At 43.0% G+C, this 24,671-nt stretch carries 15 protein-coding genes and 1 pseudogene; 9 read left to right on the top strand and 7 right to left on the bottom strand.

Annotated elements, in window-relative coordinates; all coding sequences use genetic code 11:
• Nucleotides 1-2: 2 nt before the first annotated feature.
• Nucleotides 3-1,643 carry a methyl-accepting chemotaxis protein gene (locus tag ACHUFW_RS19290; RefSeq protein ID WP_394205496.1) on the bottom strand — a complete coding sequence of 547 codons (1,641 nt, stop codon included), beginning with the start codon at nt 1,641-1,643 and terminating at the stop codon, nt 3-5.
• 362 nt (nt 1,644-2,005) lie between these two features.
• On the opposite strand from ACHUFW_RS19290, the gene ACHUFW_RS19285 reads away from it, so the two are divergent.
• Together ACHUFW_RS19285 and ACHUFW_RS19280 are read left to right on the top strand one after the other, a co-directional pair.
• Complete coding sequence (locus tag ACHUFW_RS19285; RefSeq protein WP_394205406.1) at nt 2,006-2,713, top strand: DUF3334 family protein; 708 nt, start codon at nt 2,006-2,008, stop codon at nt 2,711-2,713.
• A gap of 67 nt (nt 2,714-2,780) precedes the next feature.
• Nucleotides 2,781-3,797: a LacI family DNA-binding transcriptional regulator gene (locus tag ACHUFW_RS19280; protein ID WP_394205404.1), complete on the top strand. Its 1,017-nt coding sequence runs from the start codon at nt 2,781-2,783 to the stop codon at nt 3,795-3,797.
• Between the two features lie 61 nt (nt 3,798-3,858).
• On the opposite strand, the gene ACHUFW_RS19275 is transcribed toward ACHUFW_RS19280, so the two are convergent.
• Together ACHUFW_RS19275 and fusA are read right to left on the bottom strand one after the other, a co-directional pair.
• Nucleotides 3,859-4,479 carry a 3'-5' exonuclease gene (locus ACHUFW_RS19275; protein ID WP_394205402.1) on the bottom strand — a complete coding sequence of 207 codons (621 nt, stop codon included), beginning with the start codon at nt 4,477-4,479 and terminating at the stop codon, nt 3,859-3,861.
• 82 nt (nt 4,480-4,561) lie between these two features.
• Complete coding sequence (gene fusA / locus ACHUFW_RS19270; protein WP_394205400.1) at nt 4,562-6,646, bottom strand: elongation factor G; 2,085 nt, start codon at nt 6,644-6,646, stop codon at nt 4,562-4,564.
• 473 nt (nt 6,647-7,119) lie between these two features.
• Here fusA and ACHUFW_RS19265 point away from each other — a divergent pair, with 473 nt between their 5' ends.
• Nucleotides 7,120-8,031 (top strand): transporter, encoded by a 912-nt coding sequence (locus ACHUFW_RS19265; protein ID WP_394205398.1) that lies wholly within the window; start codon nt 7,120-7,122, stop codon nt 8,029-8,031.
• A gap of 78 nt (nt 8,032-8,109) precedes the next feature.
• Here the strand turns inward: ACHUFW_RS19265 and ACHUFW_RS19260 are convergent, their stop codons facing one another.
• Nucleotides 8,110-10,575, bottom strand: a complete 2,466-nt coding sequence (locus ACHUFW_RS19260; RefSeq protein WP_394205397.1) for a glycoside hydrolase family 15 protein — start codon at nt 10,573-10,575, stop codon at nt 8,110-8,112.
• A 53-nt stretch (nt 10,576-10,628) separates the two neighbouring features.
• Nucleotides 10,629-12,140 carry an MFS transporter gene (locus tag ACHUFW_RS19255; protein ID WP_394205395.1) on the bottom strand — a complete coding sequence of 504 codons (1,512 nt, stop codon included), beginning with the start codon at nt 12,138-12,140 and terminating at the stop codon, nt 10,629-10,631.
• Between the two features lie 412 nt (nt 12,141-12,552).
• Between ACHUFW_RS19255 and ACHUFW_RS19250 the strand changes: the two genes are divergently transcribed.
• Nucleotides 12,553-12,903, top strand: a complete 351-nt coding sequence (locus ACHUFW_RS19250) for a hypothetical protein (protein ID WP_394205393.1) — start codon at nt 12,553-12,555, stop codon at nt 12,901-12,903.
• 466 nt (nt 12,904-13,369) lie between these two features.
• Here ACHUFW_RS19250 and ACHUFW_RS19245 read toward each other — a convergent pair whose 3' ends face one another.
• Nucleotides 13,370-14,731: a M28 family peptidase gene (locus ACHUFW_RS19245; protein WP_394205391.1), complete on the bottom strand. Its 1,362-nt coding sequence runs from the start codon at nt 14,729-14,731 to the stop codon at nt 13,370-13,372.
• Between the two features lie 319 nt (nt 14,732-15,050).
• On the bottom strand, nt 15,051-17,153 hold the full coding sequence (locus ACHUFW_RS19240) for a glycoside hydrolase family 97 protein (RefSeq protein WP_394205389.1): 2,103 nt from the start codon (nt 17,151-17,153) through the stop codon (nt 15,051-15,053).
• Nucleotides 17,154-17,482: 329 nt separating this feature from the next.
• Between ACHUFW_RS19240 and ACHUFW_RS19235 the strand changes: the two genes are divergently transcribed.
• The 5 genes and pseudogenes from ACHUFW_RS19235 (at nt 17,483) to ACHUFW_RS19215 (ending at nt 23,609) form a co-directional block, all read left to right on the top strand.
• A complete protein-coding gene (locus ACHUFW_RS19235) occupies nt 17,483-18,922 on the top strand; it encodes a DEAD/DEAH box helicase (protein WP_394205388.1) in 1,440 nt (479 codons plus the stop codon).
• A 649-nt stretch (nt 18,923-19,571) separates the two neighbouring features.
• Nucleotides 19,572-19,913, top strand: a complete 342-nt coding sequence (locus tag ACHUFW_RS19230) for a hypothetical protein (protein WP_394205387.1) — start codon at nt 19,572-19,574, stop codon at nt 19,911-19,913.
• A 455-nt stretch (nt 19,914-20,368) separates the two neighbouring features.
• Nucleotides 20,369-21,613, top strand: coding sequence for a hypothetical protein (locus ACHUFW_RS19225; RefSeq protein WP_394205385.1), 1,245 nt, complete (start codon nt 20,369-20,371; stop codon nt 21,611-21,613).
• A 110-nt stretch (nt 21,614-21,723) separates the two neighbouring features.
• On the top strand, nt 21,724-22,446 hold the full coding sequence (locus ACHUFW_RS19220; RefSeq protein WP_394205384.1) for an FRG domain-containing protein: 723 nt from the start codon (nt 21,724-21,726) through the stop codon (nt 22,444-22,446).
• Between the two features lie 86 nt (nt 22,447-22,532).
• Nucleotides 22,533-23,609 (top strand): annotated as a pseudogene (locus tag ACHUFW_RS19215) (transposase).
• Nucleotides 23,610-24,671 lie beyond the last annotated feature (1,062 nt).

The following is a 24,671-nucleotide window of genomic DNA, read 5'->3' as shown; positions in this document are numbered from 1 at the left end:
GGTTAGGTGACTTTGAACTGTCCCAATAGCCGTGCGCTGTCTTTACTGATTTGCTGTAGAGATTCCGCTGCTTTTTGATTACTGGCATTGGCTTGCACTGAGACTTCAGATAACTCAGTAATACTGCAAATATTACGGTTAATCTCTTCTGTGACCAAAGACTGCTCTTCGGTGGCGCTGGCCAATTGGGTGTTCATATCGCTGATATGACCAATAAGTCCTAATATCTCGCCCAGTGCTTCGCCCACTTCCTTGGCTTGTACTTGCAACTGTTCACTTTGTGCTTGAGTTTCGCTGTTACTGGTCATTACTGATGCTACGCCACCTTGGATATCGGCAATGATCTTTTGAATTTCATTGGTTGAATCTTGGGTACGATTGGCTAGCGCACGGACTTCATCAGCGACTACTGCAAAACCGCGCCCATGGGTACCGGCGCGGGCAGCTTCAATAGCCGCATTGAGTGCCAGTAGATTGGTCTGATCTGCGATACCGCGAATTACATCCAAAATACTGCCAATTTGGTCAGAGGATTGGCCCAAATTGTGGGTGATGGCTTCTGAGCTTCTGAGCTCCTCAACCAATTTTTCAGTATGCTGCACAGTATTATCCATTTGGGTTTTACTGTTCTGTGCTTGATCTTTCACACTATTAGCGGCATCGGCGGCTTGTTGGGTATTGCTAGCCATTTCATGGGTTGTCGACAACATTTCATTGATGGCCGTTGCGACACTGCTGGTTTCCTGATGTAAATGATCAACGCTGGCATTCGATTCGCCAACGGCGTTAAGTAAGCGCTGGGCGTCGTTATTTAGCTCTTCACCGGCAGGCTTTAATTCTGCTACCAGCATATTGATTTTGTTGACAAATAGATTAAATGCAATGGCTAAGTCAACCACCTCATCTTTGCCGGTAGTCGGCAATCTTTTGGTTAAATCGCCTTCACCCTCGGCAATGTCACGCATAGCCGCAATCGCTTCTTTTAACGGGGTGGTGATGGAGTGATTTAACACTAAGAAGAAGGCAAAAATGGGTGCAGATATTAGTACCATGATGATCAGATAATTCATCACCACGCCCCAAGTGGCGTCATTAATATCGCTCATGTAGGAGCCTGTAACCAGGGTCCATTTCCAAGGGGTGAATGCACGTGCTTCAACCAATTTAGTTTCCACGATACCGCTTGATGGGTTAGCAATGGCAAATTCCGCTTTACCCATGGTTTGGCTTTGGGCATCGGCTACCAATTTAGTCATCGGACTGCGACCGTCTTGTGAACGAATCGCACTGGCTTGTTGGCCGATTAATCTTCTGTCACCGCCATGGGCTATGATGGTTTGCGACTCATCAATCAGAACAAAATAACCATCTTGGCTAGAGTGAATTTGATTCACTAAAGCAGCGACTTCCACCTTCGCTTCTTCTATGGTGATCGCATTTTGTTGTACCTGCTGACGGTGGGCTTCAATGACGCTTAATACGGTATTGAGTTGGGCATCATTTTGTACCCATTTTTGTGCGATGAGGTTATTACGTTGCTCGTTAATTGAAAAGCTGGCAAACACAAAGGTACCAATAGCGGCAAGCACTAGCATTAAAATAAGCCGCTGTAAGATGGTCAACTGGCGCAAAAGTCCCATGATGTCCCCTTTAATTTAAAAAATTAAGTTCAATATTCTTGTTATGGTAATGAATATACCTATGCATCGGAATGAATAATATTAACTTAATCATGTTTAGAATTTGTTTTTAAAATTGTTGATCTTGCTCACCTTTTAAGTGGCTGATTTGTTGTTTTTGGGTCATTTTTACCTAACAGTTAACATCTTATCCATGCTCCATTGACTCAGTTTTAACTGCATAGTTAGTGGCTTAAATCGATTTTATTTGAACAAAAATAGCGCAATCAGGGTTACAGTTTTGTAATGCTTTTGATTTTTAATTGTATTCGGCGCAAAATTAACAGCCAAAGACCCTAGTTATTACCAAAATAAGGCTATGATTCATGACAAGTTCTCCTCAAGTGATCAGCTCTGACGATATTCTGCTAAAACTTTGCCATTCGGTGTCCCATGTATTGTCGAGTACAACCAATAGCCAGGTTTCTCATGCTGCTATGGTGCAAAGTATTACTCGTACCTGTTTAAAGCCCGATTTAGGTTGCTTCTCAATTTTTGATGGTGGCTTTAGCGGTTTGGTGGTCATTAACTTTTCTGCGCCGGCAGCCATAGAGATTTATCGCGCCTACATGCAACAAATGGGCATGCCAGAAAGTGAGTTAGCGTTTTCACACACATCTGATGAAGTGGGCGATGTGATGGGCGAGCTGATGAATCAGATTTTGGGTGATTTTATCAATAAGGTAAATAAAGAGCTGCAAACCTCTATCAGTCAGTCACAACCCAAAATGTTAACGATTAACAAAGAGTTGACTATTTCCATTGATACCAACCTTGATGATGCAGTAGCCAGAAGAGTCTCATTTAAAACCGCTAACAACCATATTTTTTACCTTGAGTTTGCCATGGATAAGACGGAATTTATCAAATTGGATGAATTTGCTGATGAGGAACATGATCCCGATGCATTGCTAGCTGAGCATGGCCAAGGTCATGGCAGCAAAACAGCTGACAAATCGCCTTGGTCAAAAGCGGCTGATGAAAACAAAAGTAATGATATTGCTGATGACTTGTTCGACGAGCTCGGCATTTAATCTACTGGCTTTACGTGGTAGATTGATAGCAGATTGCCAACAATTACAATAATAGGCCAATTAAGTCATGAGTGTTAAAGCCACATCGATAGATATCGCATATCGCGCTGGGGTGTCGCAGTCCACCGTTTCGCGGGCGCTGCGTAATAGCCCATTGGTGAATGAAGAAACCAGACTAAAAGTGCATGCGATCGCCAAAGAGTTGAATTACAAAGTCGACAAGAACGCCAGTAATTTGCGAACCCAGAGCAGTCTTACCTTGGCTTTGTTATTGTGTGAAGATCCTACCAATGATGATTCGCATATCAATCCTTTCTTTTTGACAATGTTAGGGTCAATCACTCGTGCCACCGCTAGGCAAGGTTATGACTTGCTTGTTTCTTTTCAGCAGCTTAGCTCTGATTGGCATGCTGATTACGAGGACAGCAACAAAGCTGACGGTATCATATTACTTGGCTACGGTGATTTTAAAGATTACCAAGAGAAACTGACTAAGCTGATTGAACAGAACACCCATTTTGTTATTTGGGGGCCTTCTGAGCACAGTGAAGGGCGATTAAGTGTTGGCTGTGATAATCAGCAAGGTGGCTATATTGCTACAGCCCATTTGCTAGAAAAGGGATGCAAGAATATCGCTTTTCTTGGCGATGCCAGCGATCATAGTCCAGAGTTTAAGTCGCGTTATTTAGGTTATAGCCAAAGCTTAGATGAACAAGGGTTAAAGGTTGACAAGCAACTGCAGTACAGTGCCATTAGTACTGAAGCATCAGGCTATGATGCGGCAATGAAACTATTGGCAACCAAACAGCAATTTGATGGTATTTTTGCTGCCAGCGATTTGATTGCAATTGGCGCAATAAGAGCATTAACAGAGCAGGGGATCCAAGTGCCGCAACAGGTAAAAGTAGTCGGCTATGATGATTTACCTGTTGCCAGTTTTGCCAATCCTGCATTAACCACCGTAAAGCAAGACACTAAGGTTGCCGGGGAAATTTTGGTTGAGAGTCTCCTCAAACAAATTCGCGGCGAAGAGGTGGAAAGTCAATTAATTAAGACTAGTCTAGTGACCAGGCAGTCAACATAGGCTATCAACTTAGGGCTATCAATTTTAGTAATGACCTAAGGCGGCCACAAATTCAGCTTGGCTAAGTATTAAGTAACAGCTTAGTCAGCTTCGCTTTAGGTGTTTTAGCTATCTTTTGCATCAAAGCGAAATCAACTTCAGTGACTTGAAATTGCTGTGCTAGCTCATCGAGCAATGCTAACCAAAGGCTTGCTGTCATTTCTGCATCGTACAGTGCTCGGTGAAATACGCCATCATTGGGTAAGTTCAAATAGCTCACTAATGATCCTAAACTATGACTGGGCGCATGTTGTAATAATCGCCGTGAAATCAGCATCGAGCATGAGATTGCATTACTAGGGACACGCCCTATAGCTGCCAACTCATATTCTAGAAAGCGCCAATCAAAACTGGCGTTATGAGCAACAAGATTATGACCAGCGATAAAGTCAGCAAACCTTGCCATAACATCACCGCAGGGCTCTGCTGTCGATAACATTTGATTATTGATGCCAGTGTAGTCTGCAATAAAAGGGCTTACGGCAAAGCCGGGGTTCATCAAAGCTTGAAAGCGGTCTTGAATTTGCCCGTTTTCAATTAAAACCGCACCAATCTCAATAGCGCGATCGCCTTGTGCCGGAGATAAGCCTGTCGTTTCAAAATCAAACACAATGACCGTATCGGCAAGTTGTTGTTTCGTCAAAATGGTAAATCCACTTGGATTAATTGTGGCAATAAAAAAGCCGCGATTAAAATCGCGGCTTTAATTTGTTAGCAGAGGCTAATTACTTCTTAGCTTCACGCTCTTTAACTTCAGCAATTACTTTTTCAGCAACGCTGTTTGGACATGGGCTGTAGTGTGAGAACTCCATAGAGAACTGACCACGACCAGATGTCATAGTACGTAGAGAACCGATGTAACCGAACATTTCTGAAAGCGGTACATCACCCTTAATACGTACGCCAGTTACGCCAGCTTGTTGGTCTTTGATCATACCACGACGACGGTTAAGGTCACCAATTACGTCACCTACGTTGTCTTCTGGGCTGAATACGTCAACTTTCATCACAGGCTCAAGAAGTTGAGCACCTGCTTTTGGCATAGATTGACGGAACGCACCTTTAGCTGCGATTTCGAACGCGATAGCTGACGAGTCAACTGCGTGGAAAGCACCGTCAGTTAGTTCTAGTTCAACGTCTAGTACTGGGAAGCCAGCTACAGTACCAGTTTCCATCATAGATGCGAAACCTTTCTCAACTGCAGGCCAGAATTCCTTAGGTACGTTACCACCAACAACTGAAGAGCTGAAAGTGAAACCAGAGTTTTGCTCACCTGGACGGATAACGTAGTCGATCTTACCGAACTGACCAGAACCACCAGACTGTTTCTTATGCGTGTAGCTATCTTCAATAACTTGAGTAATAGTTTCACGGTAAGCAACTTGAGGCTCACCAACAATTAGGTCAACGCCGTAGGTACGCTTAAGGATATCAACCTTAATGTCTAAGTGAAGCTCACCCATACCTTTAAGGATGGTTTCACCTGAATCTTCGTCAGTTTCAACGCGGAATGATGGATCTTCAGCAATCATCTTACCGATAGCGATACCCATCTTCTCTGAACCACCTTTATCTTTTGGTGCTACAGCGATAGAGATAACTGGCTCTGGGAATACCATTGCTTCAAGAGTACAAGGGTGCTTAACATCACATAAAGTGTGACCGGTTTGCACGTTCTTCATACCAACAATCGCGATGATGTCACCAGCTTGAGCAGAATCTAGTTCGTTACGCTCATCAGCTTGCATCTCAACCATACGACCAACACGCTCAGTTTTACCTGTAGCAGAGTTAAGGATGGTGTCACCCTTCTTGATCTTACCTGAGTAGATACGTACGAAGGTTAGGGCACCAAAACGGTCATCCATAATCTTGAACGCAAGCGCTTTTAGCGGCTCATCAGCAGAAACGATAGCGTGTTCGCCAGTTTCGTTACCTTCTTCGTCAGTCAAAGGCTGTGGATCAACTTCTTGTGGAGCAGGTAGGTAATCTACAACTGCGTCTAGTAGAAGCTGCATACCTTTGTTCTTGAACGCAGAACCACAGTATGTTGGGAAGAATGCCATTGTACGTGTACCTTCACGGATACAACGCTTGATGTCTTCCATAGATGGCTCTTCGCCTTCCATGTAAGCTTCCATTAGATCGTCGTCCATTTCTACTGCAGACTCGATCAGTTGCTCACGGTATTCTTCAACCATGTCAACCATGTCAGCTGGAATTTCTTCGATTGTGTAGTTTTCAGCTTGTCCAGTTTCGTCCCAAACCCATGCTTTACGAGTTAGTAGGTCAACAACACCTTTGAACTCGTCTTCGATGCCGATAGGTAGAACCATAACTAGAGGGTTAGCAGCTAGTACATCTTTAGTTTGTTTAACTACGCGTAAGAAGTCAGCACCCATACGGTCTAACTTGTTTACGAAGATGATACGAGCAACTTCAGATTCGTTAGCATAACGCCAGTTAGTTTCTGATTGCGGCTCAACACCACCAGAACCACAGAATACACCAACACCACCGTCTAGTACTTTTAGAGAACGATAAACTTCAACAGTGAAGTCAACGTGACCAGGGGTGTCAATTACGTTAAAGCGGTGATCGTTCCAAAAACAACTTACAGCAGCAGACTGAATGGTAATACCACGCTCAGCTTCCTGTTCCATGAAGTCAGTTGTAGATTCACCGTCATGCACTTCACCTAGTTTGTGGATCTTACCGGTGAGCTTAAGGATACGCTCAGTTGTAGTAGTCTTACCCGCGTCAACGTGAGCAAAGATACCAATGTTTCTGTACTTTGATAAATCAGTCATTTTTCTACTCTGTTTGAGTTACGTTCTAAAATTCGGGGGGAAGTATATCAATACTTTCACGATATTTTTATAGATTTTTGTGAATTTTGCTTAAATAACCTTAAAACCACATAAATTCGCGGCGAATACTAACATGGTTTTTCTTCAAAACCCTAGTGTTTATCAGTGTTTCTAACCAACTAAACGAGCAGAGTAATTAAAGACTGTTTACTTATATCATTTTGCTAATTGTGAACTAGATAACGGCATCATTTACTTATTTACAACCAAAGAATGAGGCGCACCGCGTAATAGTAAGCAGATAAATGGCTTCGGCCAGTTAACTTTATCTTCGTTAACTGCGCTATAGGTGTGTTGAAGAATGACTGATAACGAGTAGAACGTACAAATAAAAGAGTAGATTTTCATGACGTTAGTGTTACCTTGGTAATTAACAAGGTGTTAACTAATGAAATTATTCAAGAGTCTAGGGTATGGCAATCAAATTAACATCCTTCAACATCCTATTCGCAGCATCGAGTATTTTCTGTGTTCCGCTTGCGTTGCAGGCGCAGGATCTTGAACCTAGAAGCTATACTAACTTGCCTATAGGGCAGCATTTTATTGCCGCAGGTTACGCCAACTCGTCTGGGGAAGTGTCACCTTCGCCCAGTGCGCCCGTTGAAGATGCCAAGCTAGATATTGATGCCTATATAGTAGGTTATGCCACCAGTTTCTCTCTATTTGGTAGTAGCGCAAAATTCGATACTGCCGTAAGCCGCAGCTGCTTTACGGGTAGTGCACGTTTACAAGGCGATAAAGTTAGCGTTGATCGCTGCGGCTATACCGATCCTACTTTTAGACTAAGCTGGAATTTCTTTGGTGCCCCGGCAATGGAAATACAAGACTTTAGCGCTTGGCATCAAGGCTTGGTCATTGGAGCCAGTATGCAGGTAACCGCTCCGCTTGGTAGTTATCAAACGGACAAGTTATTAAATAGTGGCGCTAATCGTTGGGTCTATCGACCTGGGGTGGGCATGTCACACCGAATAGGGCGCTGGTATTACGACATCATCGCCTCGATACGGTTTTATGGCGACAATGATGAATATCTGGGTGATGGCCAATTGTCACAAGATCCACAAGTCAATCTGCAAGCTCATCTGATTTACAATTTCAATCGAGGTCATTGGTTATCATTAAATGGTAACTTTTTCTTTGGTGGAGAAACGGTCAAAAATGGTATTCAGTCAGATGATGATCAGCAAAACTCTCGCTTTGGCTTAACCTATTCCTATTCACTAACGGCAAAACACAGTCTAAAGCTAAGTGTGAGCACAGGGGTGCTAACGCGCTATGGAAATGACTTTGATACTTATGGCTTGATGTGGCAATACCGCTTATAACGAAAACGCCACGATCAAAATTTGTTCGTGGCGTTATCTTATCGATTCAAGCAATGACCGATTTATGGACTTGATGTTTTACGGGTTGAGTTTATCACTGACATTAGGGTAGTAGTCCCAGACTTGCTCATCAGTCATTGAACGCAACAGCTTCACATATTCAGCATGGGTCCATGCTAAAGGCGTCGCCGAGTTGGTGCCTTGACCTTTTTGGTACTCATAACGAGTTGGGTTACCGACACCATCCCATACCTGCTCAGGGAGCATCAGCCCTTCGTTAGCAAAGTTCTCCATGCCTTTAACATAGGTGGCAATAAGCTGTTGTTTGGCTTGCGCGGTTAGCTGATTTGCTTGAGTCAATTTTGCTAGCTCATAATGGCCTCGCTCACCGGTGAAGAATGGCCACACTCTGCCACGCTGTCCCGGTGTGTTGCTGCCGTTCTCGGCGTAACTGCTGCCTGTTAACTCATCCTCGCCATAACCATCGTTGCCATAGCGGCGGTAACCCGGCGTGGTTTGCCCGTCTTTACCTTTAAACAGATATTTGACTCGTAAATTATCTTCAAGCTCAGTGTTGTCGATTCTGCTTAAGCTATTGGTGATAACGGTGTCATTGGCCGGTTTAACGCCGTAACGGACCAGTTCAAGAAAACCGCCATCCAGTACTAAACGTTGGTCAAGACCCGGGCGACCATTATTATCGACCAGTTTCGCATTGGTATTGGGTTTGCCATTGGGTGAGATCCGCACATAGTAAGGTGTATTATCCCCTTGGCTATCTGCAATTAACCCCGTGTCAGTGACCATTAATGGTGTGAGTTTGCTCTCCATGGCAATGGCCGTATCAAGATAGCGTTTGGCATTGTCAGTATCACCGCTTAAAGCCGCCATTTCACTTGCACTGATTAAGCCTGCAATCACCGCAGCAGCAGTTGATGGCGAATAGCCAGCTTGTTCTTCCCAGCGCTCTTGTTGAGTATTAAGTGGACTGATTTCAGTATAATTCCAATCAAGTTTAACTTTGCCGCCAGTAACTAGAAAGTCAGCGGCACTTTTTAACATCACCTGATACCAATGTTGGATTTCAGCATCTGATAGTACGTCTGCTTGCCATAGTTGCCACGCTAACATAAGTGGCATTGCGGTTTGGTCTAGCTGCACACCTACCCATTCAATTTGACCATCCACGTGGGTCTTTTGTAAGAACCAACCAGGCGTACCTTGATACCCAGGCGTTGATTCTGTGACTTGCACTTTTTGTAAGTACTCGAATGCCACTTTAGGGGTTTGGGTATCGCCCATGGCCAGAAAAGCCATTGCGCATTGATAAAAATCTCTTGGCCAAACTGCTTTATAACCTGTGCTGCCAACCTTTGCTGAAACTGTGTCTCCCCAAGGGTTTGACAGTGAAGCGATTAGCGCACCCGGATGGGTTTTATCTTCTTGTGCCTTTAATACTAATGCACTGGCATAAAGTAGTTCACCATTATCAGCACTGCTGTTAACCATTGCGGGTAGGGCAGATAAGCTATTGAGGTAATCTTGCCAACCTACAGCTTCATCAATGCCGTTATAATTGGCCAGTACTTTATCGTAGCCTAACGCTAGGGTTTTATTCGCATGGGCTAAGCTTTGCTGTTCATTGTCGCCAAAACCAACTACAAACGTTGTGCTGTAACTTATGCTGTTATCTGGGCTATTATTGTTTTTCACTTCAAGTGTCGGCAGTTTAGCGGTCATTGCCACATTACCGATACTGCTATTGGTTGCGTCAGCAGTACGGTCATAACGCCAATCTAGTTGGCCATTGTCGTTAAGGTCGGTTAAACCATCTGACTTTCCAACAAATCCAACGCTAGTTTCCACAAAAGGCTTATCACTAATCACCGACAATACACTGCTTGTTTGCTCGTTAGTACGGGCAATCAGTGCTTGGCCATCGTTAGTGGTATAGGCGATGTCGTTAGCACCACTATTATCAATATGTGGGTTAACGTAAAGGTAGGGCGTGATGCTCGGTTCAAAGGCGGTGAAAAATACTTTCATCACCAAAGATTGGCTGTCTGGATCGGTAAAAATATGCTTTTCTATTTGGTACTTACCTTGTTTGTCAGTGTTGACAACTTTATAAGCCAAAGATAACGGCCGACCCTGGCTGTCTTTGTGGAGATAATCAATGGTTGAGTGGGTGTCAGTTTGTTCTGTGTCGGTAAAGTCTTCCCCTGCAATGATAAATTGCATCTCTTTTAGCTGTGCGTTGTGGATCAGACCAAACATGGTTTCTGTGACAATACCTTGGGCCAGTGAGAACCAGACTTTGCTGCTTTGCTGCGCAGCGTCAGTTTGATAGGGGGTGTAAGACGTGCCAATCCCGGTTTTGCCTGAAAACGCCCAGATTGGATCTACACCTGGTGCACCAGGTGCGATCCGCTCAATTTGTTGCTCTGTAGCTTGTTGTTCATTAGGGGCACAGGCTGTCATTGTTAAAACACAGCTCAATGCGCCGGAAACTGCATTTAGTAAAAATCGTGGTCTGTGAGCCATTTTGAGGTCCCTTAGCAAGTTATGTTTGTCTATTATTATGTTGAGCCGTTGGCTTATTCAGTTTTATTGGTTGATACGAATAACACACTGACACCGGCCAGCATCATCAATCCGCCACCTAACACCAAAGCGTATATTGGTTCACCGTCAAATAAGGTGTTAACGATTAACCCCAACACGCTAGCAGCGAGTAATTGGGGAATAACGATAAAGAAATTAAAAATGCCCATATAAATGCCCATTTGTTTGGCAGGTAGTGCATTCGCTAACAAGGCGTAAGGGATAGATAGAATTGATGCCCACGCGATACCCACACCAATCATAGGTATCCACAACAAAGCAGGATCTTGGATAAACAAGAAGCTAATTAGGCCAATACCACCACAAAACAGGTTAATTAAGTGTGACCATTTCAAGCCAACTGCCATGGCGAGTAATGGAATCAGTATGGCGGCTAATGCGGCAAACCCGTTGTATGACGCAAATAGCATACCGACCCAGTCAGCACCGTCATTGTAGGCTTGTGATAACACATCATTAGTACCGTAATGATACGAGGTTACCGCTGAGGTGGTGTAGATCCACATTGAAAACAGGGCAAACCATGAGAAAAACTGTACCCATGCCAGTTGTTTCATTGCTTTTGGCATCGCAAATAACGCATCGGTAATGGCAAACGCCATATTTGATTTGGTGCTGGCCTTGGCTTTGTGGCGAGCACAGAACCACTGCAATGGCCCAAAGGCAAAAATCCCAATAGAAAGGATATAAAGCTGCTTGTCGAGATCAGCCCCCCAAATGATGCCAGTGGCAACAACACCGATAATGGTCCAAATTATGCCGCCTTGTTGATATTGTGCTGCCCTGCGCAGGCTTGATACTTGTTGTTGCTCAGGCTGGTGCTGTTCAAAGGCTGCGAGCTCTTTGGGTGAGTATTCTTTTGAGCTGATAATGGTCCAAAAAACCGCACAAAATAGCACTATGCCGCCAAAATAGAATGCATAGCGTACCGCATCAGAGATCTCTCCGGCAGGTGCGGTATTACTGACGTTAAAGTAGTTGGTCAGTATATAGGGCAGTGCTGAAGCGATAACAGCGCCGATACCAATAAAAAAACTCTGCATAGCATAGCCAAGTGGTCGCTGTTTTTTAGGAAGATTGTCACCAACGAACGCTCTAAAAGGCTCCATAGCGATGTTGATTGAGGCGTCCATAATCCACAACATGCCTGCAGCAATCCACAATACTGGTGAGTGCGGCATAATAAACAAGGCGAGTGTGGTACACACTGCACCAACAAGAAAGTACGGCCGACGGCGACCCAAACGTGTCCAAGTATTGTCACTCATGTAGCCAATGATCGGCTGGACAATGAGTCCGGTCAGAGGGGCGGCGATCCATAAAATCGGAATATCTTCAATTGATGCGCCAAGGGTTTGGAATATCCGACTGACGTTGGCATTTTGCAGCGCAAAACCAAATTGAATGCCTAGGAAGCCAAAGCACATATTAAATATTTGCCAAAAACTCAATAGCGGCTTGCTTGACTGGTTTAGTTGTGACATTGACGGTTCTCGTATTGTTATGGGCCCGCTTAAGGCGTTTATAGAGATTGTGTCGTATTAATTAAAAAAATAGCGAATACGCGCGTCCCTCACACGGTATTCGCTTAAAAACGTACTGCCTAATTTAAAGGAATCAAGACGTTGTACATTTACAAGACCTCAACGTAATGTGCTTGTCTGAATCATCAATATGAGTTCATAGCAACTAACGTGATTACGACAATCATTTCGAGCTTAGTTAGCATTCATCGAGCATGCGGTTCAATACAGTCCCTGAGTGAATCGCATTGCGCAAATCGGCTGAACTCATGTTAACCTTGTGTTGTTTTTTTTAACAACTAGATGCATACGTATTCATGCTATTACGTTAACCTTATTGCATCTTATTGATAACTATTGAAGGTGTAAATTGATGGTTAAATTATCGCGTACAATGATGGGTTTACTGTTACTCGGTGGCCTAAGTGGTTGCAATATTGCCAGTCATGGATCGTTTATTGCGAGCTCTAATATTAATAGTAGTAACGAAGAGTCACTGACAGTATTAGGCGAAGTCACGGGTGAGAGTTGTCAAACGTCGATACTGTATGTTTTGCCAAGTGGTGAGCAAGTTGCTACGAAAGAAGCGATAACCAATGCATTTGAGCAAATACCTAATACCCTTCAATTAGCCGATATCAGTATTGATGATCAATTAAAGATTGGTGTGGGCTATTCAGTACAATGCATCATCGTTTCCGCAACAGCTTTAGGCTACCCATAACAAGTTACCGGGTAGCCCTAGTGTAGTTTGTTTTGTCTGTACTATGTGGTGGCTTATACCAATCGGCATAAGAAAGTGATCTACTCAGAGCTATTTTTGGCAAACTAGTTCGAGACGAATAACTTAAGTAATAGTGGTGCTATTGGGAAGTTATTCAACGAAGAAGTAGGCAGCCAAAAACTCCCAAAGGGCGAGTTTTAGCACTTCTGATCCTGTGTAAACGAACTTGAACGTAGAGTCACTATGCCCTTCATTCGTTGCAAGCCACATGGTCTTGACTGTTCCAGACAGTCATAAGACATTTCCTCCATCCCTGGAGGTCAGATGTGGTGAATGTCATTAATGCACGACTATAGGGATATAGGAGGTAGAGTAACGCAGGAGCAGTTACCGAGGAGCATTTAATGACCTTGTCTCAAAAGCGCTAAACTCTCGCTGAGCGATCACATCTTTATGCTGATTGGTATTAAAATGCGCCCGCTGGGCCAGGAAACACAACTGGGCTGGTATTACTGTTGGTGCCGACACTGGCTACGCCAAACAGGTAATTGTCAATCACCATATTTTTTAACGTGAATGAATCTACTTTGCCCACATAGCGACTATGGGTCCACTGCGGTGATGTGGTTTTTCGCCAATAGATACGATAGCCAGCCACTTCGTTGTTAGTACTTAACTGCCAACTTAAGGTAGTATCGGGTGAAACTTTACCAGCGATGGTGACATTTTTGGGTGGCGCGGGTGCCCAAGCCATTGACGCGAGACTAATGGCATTTAACCCTGTGAGTTTTGCGGTAAATGGACCATCGACCCCTTCAATGACATCACCATAGGCAATACCATCTTCAACGCGTATATCTTGATGTTGGCGATGATAATGCTCGTTAGTTTCCATTATACGAACCGCTGGCAAGCCAGCTTTATTAAACGGCAGGTGATGGCCTCCACGGCCAAATCGGTCAAGACGGTAAACCATCTCAACATCTAAATTTGTCATATATTGGTCAGCTAACGATTTGATATGGCGCGCAAGGTTACGTGATGCCGAATCATTTTCTCCGCCTTCAAAGTAGCGTTGTTTGGCTTCATTTTCTGTTTCAGCATATCTAACACCTTCGGAAAAGACCCTTACAGTATGGTTGCTGACCACGCCGTTTATTCCTGCGATGTTACCGATCATATCGTTATTTAATACCGCTTGAATGTCCCAGCCCTGCTGTTTGCCATAGTCGGCTAAGATGGTTCCGCCATATAAGCCTTGTTCCTCTCCGCTCAGGGCTGCATAGACGATGGAGGCTGAGAACTGGTATTTGCTTAAAATTCTAGCGGCTTCAATGGCGCCAGCAACGCCTGAAGCGTTGTCGTTGGCACCAGGAGATACGCTGGTGCTGTCCATCACGTCTGTCACGCGCGAATCAATATCACCACTCATGATCACCATTCGATTGGGATCGTTACTGCCTCTTTGAATGGCAATAATGTTAACCACATTGGTGGGTGAGGGAATGCGTTTGCCTTCAACCACATCGCCCACTTCAATGATCTCAAGGCATTGACCACACGCTTTAGAAATACGTTCAAACTCGGCCTTAATCCAGTTACGTGCAGCGCCGATGCCGGCGGTTTTACTGGTTTGATCAGACAATGTATGGCGGGTGCCAAAGTTCACTAGCGATTGTATATCTGCCATTAACCGCGCTGAGCTTGGTGCTTGAGCGATATCGTATAAGCGTAAGTCTTCTGAAGATGGCGCTTGATAGGGTTGTGCGAAAGTGGCTGTGCCGTATAGCGCGAAAGTGACAGCAAGTGTGCTAGTGAGCTTTTTCATATTGCCTCATTGTTATAATTATGCTGATAGCTATTTGAATATTAACAGTATCAAACTTCACCATTGATGTGAGTACAAAAACGTTAAGAAATGTTGCACAGAGAATTGCGATGCAAAAGTGAATTTTGGCGTTATTGTAATTGCTGGAAACGAGATAAGTGATGCTTTGGAAGGTAGCTCAAGTTAGTGGGCCGAGCAGGTAAAGCAGTTTAAGCAGCATAAGTAGAGTCGGCGCATTAACGGCGCTAGTCATCAGTGACTAGCGCCGAGTGCTTTAAAAGAATAGCTTTGAAACTAACAGACTTAACTTGAACGGCAATTATAACGCCTTAAAACGAATGGCCGCGCCACCGCTGGTTGCAAGGGGCAGTTCAAGCTTATCTGCATTAGTGACATGCTTGGTTTCGACTATATAGTCATAAGGGTTGCTCTGCCAATTGGCATCGGGTCCATCGCGGTAGATTTGGGCTTGATAACGGGTATTTTTATCAAGGAAGTCTAAGTCAATGGTCAGCGTACGTTGTGAGTCGTCGGTAATGGCGCCTAAGTACCAATCGCGCCCGTCACTCACGCCGCCACGCTCTTGTCTGGCAAATACTACATATTCGCCCACTTCACCTTGCAGCGCGATACTGGTTGTCCAATCGGTAGGTACATCTTTAATAAACTGAAATGCATCGGGGTACTTAGCATAGTTTTTAGGCAGATCAGCGGCCATTTGGATTGGGCTATATAACACCACATATAACGCCAATTGCTTCATTAAGGTAGTTTGTACTCGGTTAACTGCATCTAATCCTTCAGGTGCTAAATCAAAAATACCCGGAGTAAAATCCATCGGGCCAGCTAACATGCGCGTATAAGCAAGGGTTGGCGTATGGCTCGGATTATTTGGCGGCGTGCCCCAAGCATTAAACTCTTGGCCTCGTGCACCTTCACGGCTTATCCAATTGGGGTAGGTACGTCTAAGCCCAGTATCTTTGATGGGCTCATGGGTATTAATACTGATTTTACGTTTGGCAGCTTGCTCGATGCTATGCAGGTATTCATTCACCATAAATTGGCCATCATGCCATTCATGTCGAACGATACCGTTTTCATCAACCCGCTTAATATCACCGCCGTCGGCCACATATCCGGTTTTAATTTGGGTGACGCCATTTTTTTCGTAAAGATCGTAGGCATCATCCATTTGCTTGCGGTAATTAGTGACTGAGCCTGAAGTTTCATGATGACCGATCAGCCTAACACCGAGCTGCTTGCCATAATCGGCAACCGCTTTAATATCGAAATCATCATAAGATTGGGTAAAACTAAACACATCGCCGTTATGGAACCAGCTGCCATCCCAACCAAGGTTCCAACCTTCAACCAACACACCAATAAAGCCACTGGCTGCGGCAAAATCCATGTAGCGCTTGGTTTCGCTGGTAGTCGCTCCATGCTTGTCACCAGAGCCCCAGGTATTCTCGCCAATATGCATGCCCCACCAAATGCCCGCATATTTGCCAGGCTCTACCCAAGAGACATCACCTAGTTTGTTCGGCTCGTTAAGATTGAGGATCAATGACGAGTTAAGTAGGCCTGTTGCTTTGGGTGCTATCTGAATGGTTCGCCATGGGCTGGAAAAGGGCGCTTGTGTTTTTACTTTCACACCATCTGACCATGGGGTTAAATCGGCCCGTAAGATACCACCGCGGCGCTGATCTAACGTCATGGCGGCATAGTCTGTTAACGCGGCTTCATGAATACTTAAGTGCACACCATTGTCGAGCTTGATGGTGTAAGGGGTATGGACACGATCGATATCCAGCACCGGGGTTTTCTGGTAGAGGTATTCGTAACGATTCCAGCCCCGAGCTGGGATCCACCACGACGTGGCTTTTTCTGGCTCTGGAATGGCAAAGGTGGTGAGCTCTCTGTTAATGGCTAAATCGGTTAATTGATGCTGCTTAGGAAAATGGTAGCGAAAACCTATGCCATCATTAAACGCGCGAAACTCAACATCAAATTGATATTGACCATCTGAAAAGGTAGCGATAACGCCGTTGTGGTGGTCCTGCATCCATTGTTGCTCACCCCAAGGTTGCTGCCACTGGCTGTTAACACTATTGGTTTTAGTGTTAATCAGTTTAAATTGGTCGCTTAACTCGCCGATGCTGATAAAGGATAAACCAAGCTCAGACAGATTGATGACTGGCTTATCGTTAAAACTGACCTGATATTGCGGACGGGCATTATCATCTGTGATGGTGACCGCGATTTGATTGTCGGGCGAGTTGAGCGTCACTTGTTTGGCTTGCACTAAACTTGGCGTAAGGCATAGTGCGCCGCTAAGTAAAGCGCCAAGTAAAACGCTGAGTATTGCCCTAGGCTTGTGATGCAATACTGAATCGGCACTATCGAGTAAGGTACTGTTCATATCAGTCTCTGTGTTATTTTTTAGTTTTGTGGCTGTTATCATAGTGATAACTCTAATTTGCTCGCAATCCATTACATACGTATTCAATCGGTCAACGTGCTTGGTGCTAAGCAGTGCTTATGTCTGTGTGGACCTGTTATTTCACGTATAGATCGGCTGTTTTATGTCTAGAGCTTTAATTTAGGCTTGGTGAGTATTTATTGCTGCGAGCCAAGGCTGTTATAATGGCGAGTTCATTCTTCTTTATACGTTAATGACCATTTTCATGATGCATATCCAAGTGGCTATAGCATGAACTTTGTGTCATTAAGTTGCCCTTGAGAGCGGTCATGTCCTTTAACAAACTTGCATTACACCACGATATACAAAAAGCGATTGATGAGCTTGGCTATACAACGCCAACCGTGATTCAGGAAAAAGCGATCCCTTTGGTGTTGCGTGGTAAAAACGTGATAGCAGCTGCGCAAACCGGTACCGGTAAAACTGCCGGTTTTGTGCTGCCAATGCTTGAGCGTTTAGCTAAAGGAGAGCCTGGACGTAAAAAGCGGGTTAGGGGACTTGTCATTACCCCTACTCGTGAGTTAGCGGTGCAGGTTAATGAAAGCATTCAAGCTTACGGCAAGTATCTCGCGCTACGCTCGCAAGCCATGTACGGCGGTGTGGACCTAGCGCCACAGAAGCAAGCCTTGATTGATGGGCTGGATATATTAGTGGCAACGCCAGGTCGCCTCAGAGATCTGTATACTCAACGTGCTATTCATTTTGATGAGATTGAGATGTTTGTGCTTGATGAAGCCGACCGCATGTTGGATATGGGCTTTATTGATGACATCACCGATATCGTCGATAAATTACCAGAGCAGCGGCAAAACCTGCTGTTTTCAGCCACCTTGTCACGTAAAGTGCGAGATTTAGCCAAGTACACGGTTAGTGATGCTGTTCAGCTATCGGTCACTCAAGAGCAAACAAAGCCTGATATCAAGCAATGGATGGTTACCGTTGATAAAGATAAGAAATCGGCGTTGCTCAGCCACCTTATTAAAGAGAACGCGTGGCAAAAAGCGTTAATCTTTATCGAAACCAAACACGGCGCGGCTAAGCTGGTGAGCCAATTGGAAAAGCGCGGTATTAATGCTGAGTGTTTGCACAGTGGCAAGACTCAAGCGATACGTGAACAGATCTTAGCGGATTTCAAATCAGGCAAGATTGCTTATCTTATTTCAACTGGCGTGTCGGCTCGAGGGATAGACATTGATAATTTACCGCTAGTTATCAACTATGACTTACCTTTTCCTGCCGATGAATATGTTCACCGTATCGGCAGAACCGGACGTGCTGGCGCGATTGGTGAAGCGGTAAGTTTGGTCTCTAAAGATGATTTTAAAAACCTATGTATGATTGAAAGTCGCATTGATCATCTGTTAGATCGCGTTGTCATTGAAGGGTTTGAACCGAAGAAAGTGGTGCCTGTTTCAATCTTAAACTATGTCCCTAAAGCCAAGCGTGATGCTGATGGCGCGCCAAATAAAGCTAAGCGCGACCCTAAAAATCCGGCTAAACCTGGTAAATCAACAAGCTCTGCACGGTCTGGAAACTTAGCTCATTCAACAAAAAGTACAAATCCGAATAAACGCAGAGACAGTGCTAATGCGGGCAATGGGGATAGTGCAGACAATGTTCGCCAAAACAAGGATTCAAAAGCAGCGAGCAAATCTAAACCTGCTGCCGTTAACCCTTGGGCACGTCATGAGCAATCGAAAAAGCAATAGGAGCGGTTTTTAACCATGGTTTTTCGGCATTGTGATGTGCTCCATGGCCGCTCGACGCAGGAATTGCTTTTCTTCATTGCATTCTATTGCCTACCAGCTAGGGACATTTAGTCACCCCGGGGAGATGGCTGTAAAGCCATCTAAGCCTGCTTTACGGTTTCTTCTTATGTGAAAGGATTCACAAATGCCTTAGTGGAATGGATGTTAAAGAGCTGGCCTGTTTTCGATCCCCTTTGCCGTATCTATACTGTGCCAATTGTGTAGTCGCTTTAACTTTTGCTTATCTTTTGGTTTTGATGAGATAGCTGTGTATTTATACAGATATAATAACTAACTCCAAACTTTTCCACTTTGCTTCTCGTTATGTCATTTGCAAAAACACTCAGTTTCATAGGTGAAACTATCGATTATTTATAATTATCAGTGCTTTGAGTTTATAGTGGGGTTGCATAACGAGAAGGGTTGATGCACAAATAGGTAAAGTCTCGTTTTTATCCACACGAAAGGGTGATTGCGGTAGGTAACCATCTCTGTTAAGTTGCTAATATTATTAAAATAAACTAAGCGTGAACGACGGTTTCAAGTGATTTCTGGTTTGGATGTTACGAGGAATTCGCGGTAATACGCTGTTATATTTCTCGAGGGACTGGTGAAGAACTATCTAATATCGATATCAATAGTGATTGGATGCATTACTATTGGTGGTTATATTTACGATACGCATAAATTCGACGAACTTTTGCGTGTTAAAGATATGCAAAAATCTCAATTACTTTTAAATACAATGAATCTTGAATTACATCTTTCTTTGAAAGAGTCGTTAAAGAAAGGTGATATTCAAGAGGTCTCGAAAACCATGGATTTATTAATCGATGGAATGTCTAAGCAAATTAAAAGTGATTTATCGGATGTGGAATTATCACCAGAGCAACAAAAGCGTGTTAGTAATGCTATTAATGGTGTAATAGAACCATGTGAGGACGAAATATAACAAGCCAATAAAGTGACAGGACTGCTAAAGCTTGGCTCAGTTCCACTTCGTTACACAGTTTAGCCAAGCGTTTATCAGCCCCTTATTGGGGCGTTCTTGACCTGCGGTAGACGATTTTAGGCAAAATAGAAGTGATAATTTAGTCTAGCCTAAGGAATAGATAGAGCCAAACGCGATGGAAGAAACGCCTTTTCTATGGTAGCTTGAAGGCACTTGCCAAGGCTCGTAAAGCGAAGCTTTTAAAGAGACCTGCAATTGACTTCAAGTAAAGAGGCGATGCTTCCCTCACGCCGCAGGGTGGCCTCATTTAAGCCCTAAGGGCATGGAAAAATACTCATGGATAGAGTTGCTTCAACCTTCTCTCTCCGAATTAAAGAACAAGCTGCTACACGAGACCTACGGCTCGTGAGCTAGGTCGTTATATTTTTATGCAGCAACGAGGGTAAAGCGATCACATGGACGCATTGTTTGAAAAACTAGATAGCTTAGATTTAACTAAAAGTGAGCCTTGTATGTCAGGGAGGTTAACTAGCGCTTTCCTTGAAAGATCCTCTTTCATTACTGATGAACTATTACCGAGTATAAAAAAATCTTGTGACAGTGATGCATTCAGATCAAAAGTTATGAGACTGTATGCAAGAAAATATGAGTTAGAAAAAAAGAGCTATTCTAACAAAATTAAGGACCTAGGTGGATCAGAGGGTGCTATTAGGTTTTATAAGCCGATGATTGATAGGGTTGAAGAAAAGCTGCAAATTACAACTTTCAATGATTTATTGGATTCCATTGAAAAAGAATATTCTGAATTTTCTGGAATTTCAGAAATCTACAATAACGAATACAAATTTATCCATGGTAAAGAAGATCCTGCATATATAGAAGATAATTATCATTTATTAGTGGTCTGTGAACTGATATATGATAATTATAAGAGTATTAAAAGTCGTTCTGAAATGCTTAATGTGAAATATTCATCCCATCTTTATGATGAGTATAAGAATATTGATATTGATTTGGGTGAAGCAGATAATCAGTTTTCAAAATACAAATTGTTAAGTCTCAACGACAACATTGAAATACACAATGATAAAGATAGTCAAACTATCCGCGATAAAAGAATTGATAAGTATTTTTGGATCCCTTTACCAAAGAAACTACTTTCTTCAATTGAGTCTTTGATGGATAAAAAATTGTTATCCGACATCTCGTTCAGAATTGATCATATTTCTGAATGCATTCCAATGATGGAAGAGATGGAATACGGCTCCATTCTAAGAATTAATGTATCAGACTTACCAGAGGCTTCAAAGTTTTACACAATCGATAATTATGACAATAACTTATGGGTGCGCCATGATATTGAAAAACAAAGTATAACATTTGAAGAGACAATGGAAGACTTTGAGCTTGTCAATCAGGACGTTGTTACTCAGGTTATCCATTTAGAATACTTCGTTTTAGATGATGACTACTTTATTAAACACTTAGATCATGAGTTTATACTTTATACATTGGACGAATACTCTGAAAGACTTTCGAATCCTGATAAGAAGGGGTATAAGAAAATAAAATCCTTCAAAATTGATAACGCTAAGATCCCGTTTGGATTCAAGAAAGATGAAGAGTATTTTCTATACCAAGTGTTGGACGCTTATTTAGAAAACAAAGAATTAATCTCAGAGTATTTTTCAAAAATATAACAAGGCAATTAAACGTAACTAAAACAACTGGTTAGGTTACGCTTCGCTACACATTATAACCAAAAATTATAGTCCGCTTATTGCCGCGTTAACCACCAAAAGGAGTCACGGTGTTATCTGAGATATTTCATGAAATCCAAGCTATTGAGAATCAAATTGGCGGTGGGACCTATTGGTATAGAGGGCACAGCAGCGCCAAATACACGCTTACACCAACTGTATTAAGAAATGGAGGGTGTAATTCTGAGCTCAATCTGTTTTATGACTACAAGATGTATTCCGCATCTTTGAGAACACAAAATAAGTCAAATTGGGATTTGTTGTTTGATATGCAGCATTATGGAATCCCTACAAGACTTCTTGATTGGACAACCAATCTGGGGACTGCGTTATTTTTTGCACTAAGAAATAATCCTTCTTCGCCTTGTGTATGGATATTATCCCCTTTCAACTTAAACCAGGTTTCCACGGGGCACAATATTCTAGCGGATACAGCTGTAATTGGCGACATACCCCCTGAAAGTTCTAAAGATTACGGTGTGCATAATATATTATCTTCTGATACATCAATTGAGAAACCTTTTGCTATTCATTCTCCGCATGGGAATTCTCGGCTTGCAATGCAAAGAGGAATGTTCACAGTTCATGGAAAGTCGAAGGAGCCATTAGAGGTGTCTTGTCCCCAGGTAGTGCGGAGAGTTGATATACCTCAGAATATAATACCAACAGCGAAGCAATACTTAGCTATGCTCGGGATAGACGAATTTTCATTATTCCCTGATCATGAAGGTCTTAGTAAATTTCTCAAAACTAAGCACAATATAAATGTCTAAAAAAGAAACATATAGACACCCATAGTTAATGGCGTAAATGACAACCTCCGACTATGCTTTATTTGCGCATATAACAAGGAGGTTGCATGCCAAAGCCTAGACGAACCCTCATTAGTCTCGAAGACACTGCGTACTATCATTGCTGTAGTCGCGTTGTTCGGCGCGCTTTCTTATGTGGTGATGATAAATACACGGGCAAAAATTATGACCACCGTCGTGGTTGGGTAGAAGCTCAAATCTTGAAACTTACCGAAGTATTTGCCGTCGATGTGGCGGCTTATGCACTCTTTGTTATAGACAGGGAGCAACCATCTTCATGTCGTCCTACATATTGATATTGAACAAGTTAATGCCTGGTCAGATAGGGACGTAGTATTGCAATGGCATAAACTGTTTAAAGGAACTGTCTTAACGCAGAAATTTGCCAAAGGTGAAGTGATAGAAGAGTACGCAGTTGCTCAGCTTAAACATCTGATAGCGACGTATCGCTCGCGCCTTTGCGATATTAGCTGCTAACGCTTTCAAAAGAGTTGAGGTGTCTAAACGAGCCTATTGCGAGACAAGCAAACCTAGAAGATAACTGCACAGGACATTTCTATTCACTGCCATCCATGGCGCTCACCTTTCAGGCCGCCTAAAGGCGTTCAAATGTGTTCCATACACATTTGTGGGAAGGGCGGTTTAAATCACAAGCATTGCTTGATGAAGCAGCAGTATTGGCCTGTATGGCCTATGTAGAGCTTAATCCGATACGGGCTAAAATGGCAACTAAACCTGAGCAATCGGACTTCACGAGTATCAAACTCAGAGTAAAAGCAGCGCTTACGGGAGAGCAACCTAAACGCCTTTTACCTTTCATTGGTAATGAACGTGCCAACCAACCCAAAGGCATTGCTTTCTCACTGCAAGACTATCTCGTATTGGTGGATGAAACAGGAAGAGTGATTCGAGATGATAAGCGTGGTGCTATTGATTCAGAGGCTTGTGACATACTGAGCAGATTAAACATATCCTCAGCGAATTGGCTTAAAATCGTCACAGAATTTGGGCAACTTTTCCATGGCCCTGTGGGTACATTGGAAGAGTTTAGCCATTACTGTGAACATCTAAACAAGCGAAGGCGACATTTTTCAAGTAGTTGCCAGTTTATGCCTGCAAACTAAGTTCAAACGGTCACATCTCTCCTAACTCCTCAGCTACTTTAGCAGAGTTAACAACTCTTGCGCTAAAAACAGCGATTAACGACTGATTTTGCCGATTTAGGCTGATTTGTAAGGTTTATTTGGATTAAGTGCTGCATTTGAAGATACAAATCTAGTTTGATCTTGAGTAGTGCGTAGCAATCTTGCTATGTTATTGATTAATAATGGCTGGCTTATGTTTTTGTATACTACTACAAGTAAATTAAGTAAGCTTGTGATTTTATTATCTTAAAAGCCTCTGCTCTTTCGTTGTTAACTGCGTGCTTAATTGCAAACTAGTAGCCTTTACCGCTTAAACAGTGGCGTTTGGCTGGCTGACATTCTGACTAATGATCAACAATGGCTGGCAATTATTTATTCTTAACATCACAAATCAGATTTACCACACGGCGGTTGTGTTTTTCAGTATATTTCAGAAGTATTCATGTGAAATCTTTCGTGTTATGGGAGATTATTAGCGAGGAACGGTTGTGCGTTGTGCGTTGTGCAATGGCGCATGACTATTCTATTTTAATGTATTTAAAGTTCTGGGGTTACATATGCGGATCACGAATAATGTCCAATCGCCGCTTGATTCAATTGATTCAAGCGCGAAAAGTCAAAAAATGGGTAGGGATGATTCCCATCTTAATATAACGGCAATAAGGAGCGAAATAGACCAAGCTAAATACAAATTACTTAAAAGCAAAATGGATGCTATAAATCATGTGATTTCAAAACTTGAAAGTAAATCGTCTGAAAATCCAAACCTAAACGATAAAGTAAACGCTCAAATTCTATCTCTCCAAGTTAACCTAATGGAATTCTGTAGAGTTTTAGCGGGGAATAATTGAATTGGACTTGGATATGAAGAATGAAAATTATAAAGCATTGATACCTACCGAGAGGTGAGTTTAATGAGTTATAAAAAACATATAGACACCCATAGTTAATGGCGTAAATGATCACCTCCGACTATGCTTGATTTGCGCATATAACAAGGAGGTTGCATGCCAAGGCCTAGACGAACCCTCATTAGTCTCG

The organism is Shewanella waksmanii, assembly GCF_043643685.1.
In the GTDB taxonomy this organism is placed as follows: Bacteria; Pseudomonadota; Gammaproteobacteria; order Enterobacterales; family Shewanellaceae; genus Shewanella; species Shewanella waksmanii_A.
Note: the sequence above shows the minus strand (reverse complement) of the source record. Positions and strands in the feature narration are given on the sequence as shown.